General features: G+C 38.7%; 12 protein-coding genes, 1 pseudogene and 2 riboswitches. Of the genes and pseudogenes, 12 read left to right on the top strand and 1 reads right to left on the bottom strand.

Features of this window, described 5'->3' with window-relative positions; genetic code table 11:
- Nucleotides 1-225: 225 nt before the first annotated feature.
- Together FFL34_RS11490 and FFL34_RS11495 are read left to right on the top strand one after the other, a co-directional pair.
- On the top strand, nucleotides 226-474 hold the full coding sequence (locus tag FFL34_RS11490) for a hypothetical protein (RefSeq protein ID WP_138603552.1): 249 nt from the start codon (nucleotides 226-228) through the stop codon (nucleotides 472-474).
- A 336-nt stretch (nucleotides 475-810) separates the two neighbouring features.
- Nucleotides 811-1,356: a YkoP family protein gene (locus tag FFL34_RS11495; protein WP_138603553.1), complete on the top strand. Its 546-nt coding sequence runs from the start codon at nucleotides 811-813 to the stop codon at nucleotides 1,354-1,356.
- On the opposite strand, the gene FFL34_RS11500 is transcribed toward FFL34_RS11495, so the two are convergent.
- Nucleotides 1,310-2,167, bottom strand: a complete 858-nt coding sequence (locus tag FFL34_RS11500; RefSeq protein ID WP_138603554.1) for a metallophosphoesterase — start codon at nucleotides 2,165-2,167, stop codon at nucleotides 1,310-1,312. The two genes, FFL34_RS11495 and FFL34_RS11500, sit on opposite strands and share 47 nt — an antisense overlap.
- A gap of 96 nt (nucleotides 2,168-2,263) precedes the next feature.
- Here FFL34_RS11500 and FFL34_RS11505 point away from each other — a divergent pair, with 96 nt between their 5' ends.
- The 10 genes and pseudogenes from FFL34_RS11505 to FFL34_RS11550 all read left to right on the top strand — a co-directional run bounded on the left by FFL34_RS11505 (nucleotide 2,264) and on the right by FFL34_RS11550 (nucleotide 13,342).
- Nucleotides 2,264-3,367 (top strand): MGDG synthase family glycosyltransferase, encoded by a 1,104-nt coding sequence (locus FFL34_RS11505; protein ID WP_138603555.1) that lies wholly within the window; start codon nucleotides 2,264-2,266, stop codon nucleotides 3,365-3,367.
- A gap of 369 nt (nucleotides 3,368-3,736) precedes the next feature.
- Nucleotides 3,737-4,090, top strand: coding sequence for a hypothetical protein (locus tag FFL34_RS11510; RefSeq protein WP_138603556.1), 354 nt, complete (start codon nucleotides 3,737-3,739; stop codon nucleotides 4,088-4,090).
- A 1,179-nt stretch (nucleotides 4,091-5,269) separates the two neighbouring features.
- Nucleotides 5,270-5,653, top strand: a complete 384-nt coding sequence (locus FFL34_RS11515) for a MetQ/NlpA family ABC transporter substrate-binding protein (RefSeq protein WP_138603557.1) — start codon at nucleotides 5,270-5,272, stop codon at nucleotides 5,651-5,653.
- Between the two features lie 63 nt (nucleotides 5,654-5,716).
- Nucleotides 5,717-5,924, top strand: a riboswitch (cobalamin riboswitch).
- A gap of 177 nt (nucleotides 5,925-6,101) precedes the next feature.
- Nucleotides 6,102-7,106 (top strand): ABC transporter substrate-binding protein, encoded by a 1,005-nt coding sequence (locus FFL34_RS11520; RefSeq protein WP_234031483.1) that lies wholly within the window; start codon nucleotides 6,102-6,104, stop codon nucleotides 7,104-7,106.
- Nucleotides 7,069-8,136, top strand: a complete 1,068-nt coding sequence (locus FFL34_RS11525; RefSeq protein ID WP_138603558.1) for a FecCD family ABC transporter permease — start codon at nucleotides 7,069-7,071, stop codon at nucleotides 8,134-8,136. The genes FFL34_RS11520 and FFL34_RS11525 overlap by 38 nt, the downstream gene beginning before the upstream one ends.
- Nucleotides 8,136-9,608 carry an adenosylcobinamide amidohydrolase gene (locus FFL34_RS11530; RefSeq protein ID WP_138603559.1) on the top strand — a complete coding sequence of 491 codons (1,473 nt, stop codon included), beginning with the start codon at nucleotides 8,136-8,138 and terminating at the stop codon, nucleotides 9,606-9,608. Before FFL34_RS11525 ends, FFL34_RS11530 begins: the two co-directional genes overlap by 1 nt.
- A 66-nt stretch (nucleotides 9,609-9,674) precedes the next feature.
- The gene (locus FFL34_RS11535) at nucleotides 9,675-11,057 is read left to right on the top strand and encodes a cobyrinate a,c-diamide synthase (RefSeq protein ID WP_138603560.1); all 1,383 of its coding nucleotides are present in this window, start codon (nucleotides 9,675-9,677) and stop codon (nucleotides 11,055-11,057) included.
- 1 nt (nucleotide 11,058) lies between these two features.
- Nucleotides 11,059-11,181: a nicotinate-nucleotide--dimethylbenzimidazole phosphoribosyltransferase gene (locus tag FFL34_RS18640; RefSeq protein ID WP_234031484.1), complete on the top strand. Its 123-nt coding sequence runs from the start codon at nucleotides 11,059-11,061 to the stop codon at nucleotides 11,179-11,181.
- Nucleotides 11,182-11,324: 143 nt separating this feature from the next.
- Complete coding sequence (gene cobO, locus FFL34_RS11545) at nucleotides 11,325-11,876, top strand: cob(I)yrinic acid a,c-diamide adenosyltransferase (RefSeq protein WP_138603561.1); 552 nt, start codon at nucleotides 11,325-11,327, stop codon at nucleotides 11,874-11,876.
- A 57-nt stretch (nucleotides 11,877-11,933) separates the two neighbouring features.
- Nucleotides 11,934-13,342 (top strand): annotated as a pseudogene (locus FFL34_RS11550) (cobyric acid synthase).
- Between the two features lie 157 nt (nucleotides 13,343-13,499).
- Nucleotides 13,500-13,600, top strand: a riboswitch (TPP riboswitch).
- Nucleotides 13,601-13,689: the final 89 nt, after the last annotated feature.

Here is a 13,689-nt window from a genome sequence, read left to right on the forward strand (position 1 = left end):
TATCTTAGGGTGGAGTGGTATTAATTACCCTTTGTTAGAAGTATTAATACCACCAATTCTTTTAATTTGTGGCTTGGAAACTAAGCTAATAATCAGGAAACTGATTGCAAAAAATCATTAGCGCTCATCCTGAGTCACCTCCAGTAGGTTGATTGAAATAAGGGTCAGCGCTTAAGTTGCCATTTTAGTGTCGGTGAAGACTGGATATAGGATAGGAGGCGTGAAATGAGTACACATAAACTTTTAAATTTAATAGGTCTGGTATCAATAATATCAGTAATAATTTATTTTGTGGCATATGCTCACTTATACAATAAAGATGAAATCATTTCAGGATTAATTTTTTACTTTGTAACAACTGCTGTTTATTTTTTATTTGTATATCTTTATCACAAAAATAATCTGGGGCAAAAAATCGTACTATATGGGTTAGGTGTAATCACTTTAATTCCAATTTTTCTTCTCTTAGGATGATAAAAGTCAAAAGAATGTTCTTTGCAGCAATACCAGCTAATATGAGTCAATGGCTATTCATCCAAACGGGCGCTTTAGCAGAAGATAGAGACAATGAAATAAAAAAGCTTAGAGACATTTTTATCTCTAAGCTTTTTTAATGTGAAATATAGTGTGAAAGCCCTGTGAAAATCATCACGATCTCCTATGTTATTTACGATTTTGCACCTCACAAGTAAACCCGTTAGCTTTAAATGCCGGGTTTTAAGTGTTTTTGGATTAAAATACCTGCAATATTATTTGACTGGTTAAAGCAAGCTAAAGAACACATACCAGTTAATGAAAAGGATAAAGGTTATGAAAAACTATTTGCTGACACTATGGAACACGCTTGACCCCGTTTACTACAACTTTACCAGACTTCATAATGTAGCGGATCATGACCGGAATAAAACAATATTCCGTGTCAGATTAACAAAATACAAAGGTTCGTTTGTAATACTTGAAGATGGTACAGCTATTCGAAAGAACGATGTGCTGTTGAAGATCCACTTGCATAATGTTCGTATGATTCGTGAGCTAAAGAACTGTAAAAGCCAGGTTCAGCGTGCATTGGTGTTGTATCGTATGGTGCGGAATGATTTGCAACATCTTTCAAGCTACATTGAGGGGCACCCCAGATGCCATGACATAAAAGCTATAATCGGGATTACGATGTTAGACAAAGGAACACGTCGGCTGGGATTTGAAGCTTTTGCCATTAAAAACCGATACTACCGTTTGTTCAAACAATTGACGTGTGCGTTTATTAATTTTATTGCAGGCCGGGCTGACCGGACCCCGCCTTGCTACCTGTTCATGTCAACGAATCGGCTGCTGAATCACTCGGAACGAACGAGCTGAATGGAATCTGATGAAACGTTATTTCCGGCCTTGAGCCAATTCGTACATTGAGTCCGGTCTGTCCAAGACCTTCACTGATATAAAAAGGTGATTTATTGTGCATGTGGAAACCTTTTATGACGTTCTGTTTTGCGAGTTTGCCCATTTTAACTAGATGGTATGCCTTAGGATAGCAAATCTGGCCGCCATGAAAATGCCCTGCCATTAAATAGTCAAAATGATAACCTTGCATATCGAGCACGACGTTAGGATCATGTGTCAGAACGATATTTGTTCCCGTGTTTACATGCTGATAGGCCAAAGGCAGGTTGCTGCGGTTTGTGCTGTAGTCATCAATCCCGATTATATTGATCACATGGCCATTAATTGAAAAGCTTTCACTGCCATTTCGCAACACATGAATATTGTTTTTCTCCAATAAGGTGATGAGTCCCACTAAGTCCTGATCTTTCAGAACATAATCGTGATTGCCCAGGACTGCGTAAATACCGTAAGCAGGTTTCATGTCACGTAACACCTTTAAATAGGGCAGCAATTTAGGAATGCTCCGTTTCCGGTCAAGAAAATCGCCGGTCAGTGCAATCATATCAACGGATTCATTCTTTAGACTATCGGCAAGCTGACCAGGTGTGAGTGAAATATTCTCCAAATGTAAATCAGACAAATGGAGGATCGATAATGCCGGAAGCTGTCGGGCAGATTCAGGCACTGCATTGATTTTATTAATCTGTATATCGTGTGTGTTTTTATATGCTTTGTACAGGAAGTAGCCGATACACACTGTTGTGAATATCGTGATTTCATATATCATTTTATGACTCCTCTCCAATCAAAATTATAGCATTCGATCAGAGGTGGAATCATTGGTAATTGAAGCCAGAAACACTTGTCGGGTGGAGGTGAGACCATGGAAAAGGCACTATTTTTGCCATTCATGCAATTACAAACCGGACATCATCATGTGGCAGATGCATTAATTGAGGAAATTGATTCTTGCCGAAATGATATTGTCTGTGACAAAGTGGATATTTTGTCATACAGCTATGGGAGAATGGAAAAAGTTATTTCTGCTGCTTATTTAAACTGGATTAAATATTTTCCGGATGTTTATGATTGGCTGTACAGGTTTGCTGCTTATAGAAAAGAACCAATTCGTAACCGCCGATATCTTTATGAAGCAATGTTCATGTATTTTTTAAAACGGCTGACGAACCGGAATGATGTCCGAATTTTATTTTGCACACATGCCCTTCCATCAAACATGGCGAGTGTCTTAAAACAGAAGAACACATTACCGTCTGTCACGGTCAATGTTTATACGGATTATTTCGTTAATGATCTCTGGGGGATTGAAGGGATTGATTACCATTTAGTTCCCACCGTGACAGTTAAAGATTATTTAACGTCAAAAGGTGTCAGGCCGGAAGCGATTTATATAACAGGCATACCTGTTGGCAATGTATTTCAGAAAGCGGTCAGAAGAGAAAAGAACAGCGATGTCATAAAAGTGCTGGTGACAGGCGGCAGTCTCGGGGTCGGTTCGCTAAAAAGTATGCTCCCGGCGCTCAAGTCGGACAAGGTTCATTATTATACTTTGTGCGGCAAAAATGACACCTTATATCAGGATTTGCTCCAGATAGAACAGGAATCCGTTACACCGATTCCGTATATCACCGAGAAAGCTGAAATGAATAAGTTGTATGATCACGTTGATGCGGTGCTGACAAAGCCGGGAGGGGTGACCATCAGCGAATGCCTTTTGAAACGAAAGCCGATTTTTTTATATAACCCGCTCCCCGGACAGGAGAGGATAAATGCCGAGCAGATGAAACTGCAGGGAACAGCAATTCCGGTGGATAAGGATCATAATTTGGAAGAACAGTTATTGCAGTTTTTTACGGATGAAAATAAGCAAAGCGTATATGAAGAGAATATTGAAGTGTATCATCACCATCTGGACCGCCGGCCGCTTTCAGACCTTTTGGACGAAATGCTTAATAAAAGCCATTAGCGTAATTTACTAACGGGTTCGGTTTTGGAGTACAAAAATTAAAAATAGCAAGCATTTTAGCAGTTCAATTAGCACATCGATTGGACTGCTTATTTTTATTGTTTTAACAACGTACAAAACAAAGAAAAACCACCTTAAATAGCATAGGTTTAGCGATATGACAAGCTATTTTCAATTAGTTAATTCAAAATGGCTTCCATTTTCTGTGTCAATTTCACATATAAAAATCGTGTTACCGGGTATATATGTTAAAATAACCATAGAGATTGTGAAGGATTGTTCTTAAGCTATCGGAGCCAGTTTATGGTGTAAAGCTTATTGAACGGGAAGGGTTGTTGAAAAAAGAAGTCTTTATAAGGAGTGGTAATTGTGAAAGGTAAAATGATTCTCCTTTTAATGGCAACTATCATTTTCAGCTTATTAGTTGGGTGTGCTGCTAATGAGGAAGAAAAAAAATTATATTCTGTTTTAGTGGTACAAAATGGATATGATGAAACGGACGATATTCTTACTGAGACAATAGATGTTTCCTCAGAAAGCTTTCACAAAATAGAATTCCTCAGAAGTTCAGAAGATGCTCAAGAACAATATCCGGAGTATGAAATAGAACAAGTTCCTGCGGTGTTAATATTTGAAACAGATGGAGCAGAGTTAAAAAAGTTAGAGTTTAAAACATATGACCTAGAAGAAGCAGTAGCTAAATTAAAAGAAATTTCAAATTAATAATAGCTATTATCCCCAAAGATTAGTTAATATTAGATGTAACAACAAAGGGAGGGAGCTTGTTTATTGAAGAAGCTTAATTGCGTTTCTATTTTTTGTTACTAGTTGTAGTTCAGAAAATAGCTCACAAGAGGATGAAACAATGTTTTTATACAAAGGTTCGAGTTGAGCTAATAAAGAGTATGCTGTAGCAATTCTAAGTATGTTGCCTTATCAAGATGATTCAAATGGTTATGCTAGATACACCGATGAAAACCTTATAATAGCCGAATATACTAGTAAAACAGAGAAAGTTGCTCGTAAGATTATTTTGAACAATGTTACTTACATTTTTAATTTAATCGAAGATGTCGATAATATAATTTTTAAATTTAAAGAACGACGGTATAGTAGTACACAAAGAGGAATTAACAGGATGGTATATGAGTGATAGATATCTTCAAATTTCTAAGAGAAATCCCCATCTAGAAATAGGTGGGGATTATTTGACGCTTACGAAAAAACTAAAGAATCTTATAGAAAAGAATTTAAATGACACCCAAAGAGTAGAAAGCTTTTTTGAAAAATAAACTATATAAGCAATCAACGAGGGTAAGAACTTCATCTCTCCGGTTATTTCAGCAAGCGGCTCCAAGAAAACTGTTGATAACTATGCAACAAAAGGGCGCTATTCCGGAGTAAAGAACAGTGTCCAAATAGCCATTGTAGGACAATATTGTGGCCAGAGTAGAATGCACTCTTCTTAATATGACTGAGGTGAATAAATGCTTAAACATATTTTGTTTTTCTTAGCAATGTTAGTTGTTATGTCGATACTGAACCTCACGCTACCTTTCTATAATCAGCACATATTGGAAATAATAGGTATCTTATTCGTTGCTACATTTTTTAATTGGCTTGTAAACTTGCCAGTATTTAAAAAAACAGGTGAAGACTAATCGTATTAAAACAATAGAGCGCTATCACGGAATATAATGAAACTGTTCCTTAATGGAATTGCAGGGGTCATTTTAGGGATTATTATTGTTGGCGTATTTAAAAATGGAGAAACTAAGATGGGATTTAATCGGATATATAATGATTATAGCTGCCTCAATATTAACTCTAATTTTATCTAAAAGAAAAAAATATAATTAAATTAATGGACAGTGACCGTATTGTCCGTGCTCGTTGCATGTTGTGGTAGCGACTACAGTGAAAATACAGACAAAGCAAGTAATAATGAAAACAATAAAAGTTGCTGTCGTTGAATCACCAATGTTAGACGTTGTAGAAATTGCAAAAGAAAATATTGAAGTTGAGATGGTTAAAATGGGTGACTACATTCAACCTAACGAAGCACTAGCAAACGAAGAGGTTGATGCACACTTTACAATGCATTTCCCAATGATGAATCAGTTTAACCAAAACTCAGATGCTGAACTAGTAGAAGTTCAGCCGATTTATTATGCTAATTTCGGCCTTTATGCAAAAGAATACGATAGTATCGAGGAGATTCCGGATGACGCAACGATTGGTATTGCAAATAATCCAGCTAACCTTGATCGTTCCCTTTGCAGTTAGCTTCACCTAATAATTTACAAAAGGGATATACTATATTATAATTTTTATTAGAAAACAAAAAAAATGAATAGTAGACAAAGAGGTTTTTTGCAGTGTTCCAAGTGAACTTAACTGTAAAACTAAGAGGGAAGTTGGTGTAAATCCAACACGGTCCCGCCACTGTAAGCGATGAGGATGGTTACAAATAATATCCACTGTGTTTCTAACACGGGAAGGAGTAACCTACCGTTAATTCGTAAGTCAGGAGACCTGCCTATTTGTGTTTAAACTTCCTCGAGGAAAGGAATGTTTAAAGTGCAGGCAATCTGTTTGTACCACAGTGTATCATACCAGATAGATTGCAAGTTATCATACTTTTATCAATGGAAGTATAATACCTATGCCTTTAACCAACGCTTTCCGCAGGAATAGCGTTTTTTTGTGTTCAAAAATAGGAGGAGGAACAGAAGTGAATGCAGAGATGTTAAAAAGATGGGGACTTATTAGTGTTATTTTATTGTTTACTATGGCCATTATCGTAGGTTGTGGTAAACCGGAATCTGATGGTAATGGGGAAGAGGAGGTTAATGATTCGAACGGTAATGAACAAGTTGATGAAGATAGTGGACAAACCTTCCCAATAACCATTACAGATGATGCAGAACGTGAAGTTACGATTGAAAATAAACCAAAATCGATTATTTCGCTTCAAGCGAGTACGACAGAAATTGTATTTGACCTTGGTTTAGGTGATAAAGTTATCGGAGTATCTGATTATAGTAATTACCCCGAAGAAACACAAGAGATCGATAAACTCGGTGGACAGGAAATCTCCGTTGAGAAGGTTCTTTCCCTACTCCCGCAAATTGCTTTTGTTACCGACTATCATTACGAAAATGCAAAGGAAACAATAAAACAGTTTGAAGAGGCGGGAATTACTGTCGTTGTTGTTGGAAGTGCCACTTCTTTCGACGATGTTTATAGTGACATAACCATGATCGCTAAAGCAACTGGAACAACAACTGAGGCAGAAGAAACGATTTCTCATATGAAAATGCGTTTAGCTGAAATCAAAGAAAAAGCTGATAAAGAAGTTACGGATAAGAAGGAAGTATGGGTGGAAGTTTCACCCGCACCAGATATTTATACAACTGGAACAAATACATTTATGAACGAAATGCTTGAGTCGATCCAGGCCATTAATGTAGCAGCAGAATATGAGGGGTGGGTTAGTTTGAGCGAGGAAGAAATTGTGAAGTTGAACCCGGAAGCAATTGTTACTACTTATGGTTATTATGTAGATAATCCACGTCAAGATGTGTTAAGTCGTGAAGGCTGGGCAGAAGTACCGGCTGTTAAAAATGAACACGTCGTTGATGTAAATAACGATACTGTAACCAGACCAGGCCCTCGGTTAATTGAAGGAGTCGAGACACTTGCGGAGCTTGTTTACCCTGAAGTTTTCAAAAAGTAAAATAGGCTGGCTGTATATTCTATGCGGAGGAGTCGCGCTTGGTACAGCCCTTCTTGGTTTAATAATGAGTAGTGTCCATGTCTCGATAGATACGATTTCACATATTATTTTGGATAAAACGTTACATATCAATTTACTTAATGAAGTACCAAAAAATGAAGAAATGATTATTTGGAATATCCGGTTACCGCGGGTGTTACTCGCTTTTTGTGTTGGTGCATCACTTGGACTTGCCGGAGCAGCATTTCAAGGATTATTACGGAACCCATTAGCAGATCCCTATACCATAGGGGTTTCATCGGGTGCATCTTTAGGTGCTGTATTTGTATTATTTTTTCAATTTTCGATTGTTGGTATAGAAAATTTCACCTTGCCGATTGTAGCGGTTATTACTGGCTTCTTAACACTTTTTATTGTGTTCGGTCTCGTTCGATTAAGTAGTAGAAGTCTGGCAGTTGAAACAATCATATTAGCTGGAATTATTGTAAGTGCTTTTATTGGAGCAATTGTCTCCTTGATTATTTCATTAAGTGATCGAGATGCAATGACACAAATTATTTACTGGTTGTACGGAAGTGTTGGAATGAGAGGTTGGAGTCATGTGAAGTTGATCGTACCGTTTATGCTTGTTGGCTCTTTCATTATCATTTATTACTACCGTGAATTAAATGCGTTAGCACTCGGTGAAGATGCGGCAGATCATATTGGTGTCAATGTGAAAAAAGGGAAAATGTTTATTTTAATTGGCGCTTCAATATTAACAGGAGCAGCGGTTGCGGTATCGGGGTCTATTGGGTTTGTTGGCCTTGTCATTCCACACCTTGTCCGTCTGGTAACTGGTCCGAATCATCGTCACGTCCTACCACTATCCATGCTCGTAGGGGGAGCGTTTCTCATTTTAGCCGATTTAGTTTCTCGGACGATTATTGCCCCGGAAGAGCTGCCAATTGGTGTCATAACGGCATTAATAGGTGCACCGGTATTTGCGCTATTGCTGACAAAAGAACGAATGTTGCGGAGGGGATCGTAATGATGCAGTTGGAAAATTTAGCAGGAGGATACATGAATCCCCCCACCATTCAGGGAGTAAATATTAAAATTGAAAAGGGTGAATTTTTTGTTTTGCTTGGCCCGAATGGAAGCGGGAAAACAACTCTTTTCAAGTTAATTACTGGGCAGTTGCCTATCCAAGGGGGAAATGTTTTCCTTGAAGGAAAGAATATTAACTCTTTTTCCAAGCTTGAAAGGGCAAAAAAACTAGCTGTTCTAACTCAAGAGATTCAAGTTTCGTTTGATTACACGGTGGAGGAAATTGTTAGTCTAGGTCGTTACCCACATCAAAAAGGAATCATAAAAATACTTTCACAGAATGATCAAACCATTATTGACGAAGTGATGGAATTAACTAAAATAAGTCATTTTCGCAACAAACCATTTCGAACAATTAGTGGTGGGGAGAAGCAACGGGTATTGTTGGCCAAAGCGTTAGTTCAGCAGCCGGAAGTATTACTTTTAGATGAGCCAACAAATCATCTGGATATTAAACACACCTTTCAAATTCTGGATTTACTAAAGAGGCAACAGCAAACAAACGGGTTAACCGTCTTTTCTATTTTACATGACTTAAATGTAGCCTCCCTTTATGCCGATCGGGTTGCTTTACTACATGAGGGGACCTTTTTAGAAGTTGGGGATGTAGATACGTTGAGGAAAACGGATCAGTTAAAGAAAGTATATGAAGTAGACATTCAGCAGCAATCTCACCCAACGATTCCGAAACCGCAGCTTTTGATGACTCCGGGCTATTCAAACAAAAACAATCGTACAAACTTTGAACAGTCTTACCAAATAAAACAAACCGACGATGTTATTCATGTGGCCTTTGATCAATCTTTACGAACAATTTCCAATGGTGTAATAGGTGATGGCATTCAGTGGTCCAGTCACTTTTGTAATTTCCATGTGTCGAAAAAATACAACTGCGCTAACCCTGAGACCGATATCAAGCAATGGATGATAGAAAGAAATATTCCACATGAATGCGCTGTTGGGATGATGACTGCTGTGAAGCTAAAAGATGCTGTGATAGTAACAAAAAAAATAGATGGCTTGTCCATGCTTGTTCTCGTGACAGCAGGTGCAGATAATGCGGTTGATATAACCAATTCAACACATGAATTAGAGCCAACGATTGGTACGATTAACACGATGGTCTTTGTCGATGCCCATTTTACCGATGGAGCACTCGTAAATGCATCTAAGTCTGCCACGGAAACGAAGGTGAAAGCCTTGCAAGATCTTGATATTAAGGATCCGCTATCAAATACGGTGGCAACAGGTACATCGACGGACGCTCTCCTCATTGGTGTTACCCAACAAGGGAAAAAAACACCATATGCCGGTTCCGGAACCGTTGTAGGCAAAAGGATTGGAAGCGTGGTTTATCAGGCAACAAGGCAAGCGCTGGAAAAGGAGTTACACAGAGTTGAAGCCGGGCGTTAATTGAAACGGCTGTTTTCAAAAGGTTGTTGGTAGAAAAGAGCCACGAAAAAGAGGAGAGGTAAACTAATGACGAAACGAAAAATTGTCATTGCAGGTACGGAGAGCGGTGTAGGTAAAACAACCGTAGCAATCGGTCTGATGTCAGCTTTGAAAAAACGGGGGCTAACTGTTCAAGGGTTTAAATGTGGGCCGGACTATATTGATCCAACTTATCACACAGCTGTTACAGGACGGAAGTCTCGTAATTTAGATAGCTGGATGCTAACACACAATCACGTTATGGATGTGTTCGTAAATGGAAGTCAAGGAGCGGAAATTTCCGTAATTGAAGGTGTGATGGGATTTTTTGATGGGAAAAACTCAGAAACCAATCAGGGAAGTACGGCAGAAATAAGTATGTTAACGAAGAGTCCGGTTTTGCTCGTCGTCAATTGTGCGGGTATGGCTCGAAGTGCAGCTGCAATTGTAAAAGGTTTTCAACTATTTGATGAGAGTACGAATATTGTTGGTGTCATTGCAAATAAAGTAGGGAGCAAAGGCCATTTTGAATTAGTAAAAAACGCAGTTGAACAGGAATGCCATATTCCAGTAATCGGCTATTTGAAGCGGGAGTTTGATATTAAAATCCCAGAGCGGCACCTTGGCCTCATTCCTTCGATTGAAAGAGGGGAGCTTGATACCTTTTTTGACCAATTGGGAGAGTTAATGCTAGAGACGATTGATGTTGATGTGCTAATAGATATGGCTGTAGCCGAACCAATAAAGTGTAGTCAGCAGCCATCCATGTTTGAAAAGAAAAAAGACAATGTAGCTAAAATTGCCGTGGCCAAAGATGCGGCTTTCAATTTTTATTACCCCGAAAATCTAGAAATATTGGAAGCAAATGGCGGGGAATTGATTTATTTCTCCCCACTAGCAGGTGAGACGATACCGAACGATGTAGATGGACTTTACCTAGGTGGCGGATTCCCAGAAGAGTTTGCTAGTTTACTTGCAAAGAATAAAGAAACCAAATGTTCCGTGAAGGATGCTGTTGATCAGGGATTACCAACACTTGCGGAATGTGGCGGGTTTATGTATTTAACAGATTCAATTAAAACTACCAAAAATCAAACATATTCAATGGCAGGTGTCATTCCTGGAAGGATTCAAATGCAAGACAGGTTAGCTGCGCTAGGGTACAGAGAAGTTCGTGGGAAGCTAGATAATTTTCTCCTCGAAGACCTCGTCGCAAAGGGGCATGAATTTCATTACGGTTCTTTTCATCCAAAAGAAGAAAAGGTTCCTTACGCATATCAAACAACAGGTTTGAGAGGTGTGCGTAACGAAGGTTATTTGAAAAATAATGTAGTTGCCGGGTTTACGCATTTTCATTTCGGATCTTGTCCTAGAATGGTGGAAAATTGGCTGAAGAAATGTATAGCGTATTACGGGAATAGGGGGAAATAATATGTTGAATCAAAATTATTCGGTTCCAATGTTAATTAAGGAAATGGGGCAAGTAAGCCGATATATAAATACACTGACAAAGTTGCTTAGAAGTCTTGGCAGGCTTGAGGAATTAGCCATTTAATTTCAGGAAGATGCAATGACCCGGAAAGAAGCAGAAGACGCACTTAAAGTTGGTTATCAACATTCAATCAGCTACTTTAATGATAGAGGAAATCGCTACGTTTGTTACTGAGGGAGTATTAAATAAACAATAGGAGGAATCAAATGGTACAGAAAAGAAGAAAACGACAGGGCTTAACATTAGTTTATACTGGTGATGGTAAAGGAAAGACGACAGCAGCTATTGGATTAACAGCTCGGGCAGTTGGTCAAGGGTTTAACGTAAAGATTTTACAGTTTATCAAATCACCAAGACGTGCCTATGGGGAGCAAATTACCTTAGAAAAGTTAGGTGTCGAGATAGAGCAGCTTGGCATTGGATTTACATGGACCAAAACCCCAGAAGAACATCGAGAAGCATTAAGAAAAGCATGGCCAAAAGCAAAGGAGATAGTGATGAGTGGAGAATATGACCTTGTTGTCCTAGACGAATTAAACAATGCGTTAGCGATTGACAAATTTCCGATTGATGATGTGTTGCCATTAGAGGAAGTAAAGGACTTAATAAAAAATAAACCAGAACATGTCCACCTCGTTATTACCGGAAGAAATGCCAAACAAGAAATTAAAGATATCGCCGACCTTGTTTCCGTGGTTGATGTGGAAAAGCATTACTATGATAGAGGTATCCCAGCAGTGAAAGGGATTGAGCTTTAAGGGTTAAGTGAAAGTGTTAAAGTGGGTGTAGCGTCAATGGAAAAAGCCGTTCCTTTAATGATTCAGGGTACCCATTCAGATGCCGGAAAAAGTGCTATTGCAACTGCCTTCTGCCGTATATTTACGCAGGATGGTTTTAACACAGCTCCATTTAAGTCTCAAAATATGGCATTGAATGCTTATGTTACAGCTGATGGAAAAGAGATTGGGCGTTCCCAAGGTGTACAAGCAGATGCAGCAGGTGTCATTGCCACAACAGATATAAATCCAATACTAATCAAGCCAACAGGGGCCTGCCAATCCCAAATTGTTGTACATGGCAAGCCATTTAAAAATATGCAGGCAGGCGAATATCGGCAAGATTTTTTCCAACAAGGGTTACGGTTAATAAAAGAATCTTACCATAGATTGTCTGCCAGTTATGATCGAATTGTGATTGAAGGCGCAGGTAGTCCCGCTGAAATCAATTTAAATGATAGAGAGCTTGTCAATATGCGGGTAGCACAAATCGCAAAAACACCAGTTATTTTGGTCGGAAACATTGAAAAAGGTGGGGTTTTTGCCAGTTTAGTAGGAACCTTGCAGCTCCTCCAACCAGAAGATCGTAAACGGGTAGTCGGGGTATCATTAATAAATTTAGAGGAGATGTATCGTTATTACAGCCTGGATTAACGTGGTTTGAAGAATATACCAATATCCCCGTTCTCGGGGTGATTCCACATATCGATAACTTTGTCATGGAGGCGGAGGATTCAGTTGTGTTAGACAGCTATTCTTCTCATAAGGATACATCCAAAGTGATTGATATTGCTGTTATCCGTCATCCGCTGATCACCAACTTTACCGATATGAATCCCTTTTTTGAAGAAACCGATTGTCACGTTCGCTTTGTCCATTCGGCCGATGAATTAGCAGAACCAGATTTACTTGTTTTACCTGGAAGCAAAAACACGTTAGCGGATATGCAATTTTTACACCGAACCGGTCTAGCTGATCGAATACGTGCTTTAGCAGAAAAGAATACGACGATTGTTGGAATCTGTGGAGGTTATCAAATGTTAGGCACGAGCATTATAGATACATATGAGGTGGAGTCATCACATGGGAAGGTTGCAGGATTAGGACTGATTCCGATGCAAACCAAGATGACTAAAGAAAGGACAACGGTTCAGTCGGAAGGACTTGTCCGTTATGGAGAGAAAACCATTTCTGTTACGGGGTATGAGATACATATGGGGGAACCTCATTTTGAAGCTGGGATCAGTCCTTTTATCCAGCTATCAGATCGAACAGAAGGAACCATAACTGAAAACAGGAACATTATCGGCACCTACTTTCATGGCATCTTCCATAATGACTCATTTCGGGAGAACGTTCTGAATGATATAAGGCGTAAAAAAGGATTGGATTCACTTTTAAACCGAACCCCTTATGCTCAAAAAAAGCAGGAAGGTTTTGATTTGTAGCTAAGGTTGTTCGCGATCGCGTTCAACTATCACGTGTGTATCAATTAATGAGTGATTTCCATAAGAATGAATGATAAGAAAAGGAACCTGAAAAGCGGAACTAGCCATATTTCCTTGACATAAATTTCTTAAAACTATAACATTGAATATAACTTAATATATGCACTAGGGGTGTTATTTAACTGAGATGAGTATTACCTCAAACCCTTTGAACCTGAACTAGTTGAAACTAGCGTAGGAAAGTGTAAACTCTAATACATACTTAATAGAGCGATTGGGCCTTATTCTTAATATGTAGTTATTTGGTTTTACGCAACTTTCCTATGGGGAGGTTGCGTATTTTTTAT

The organism is Lentibacillus cibarius (assembly GCF_005887555.1).
GTDB classification, from domain to species: Bacteria; Bacillota; Bacilli; order Bacillales; family Amphibacillaceae; genus Lentibacillus; species Lentibacillus cibarius.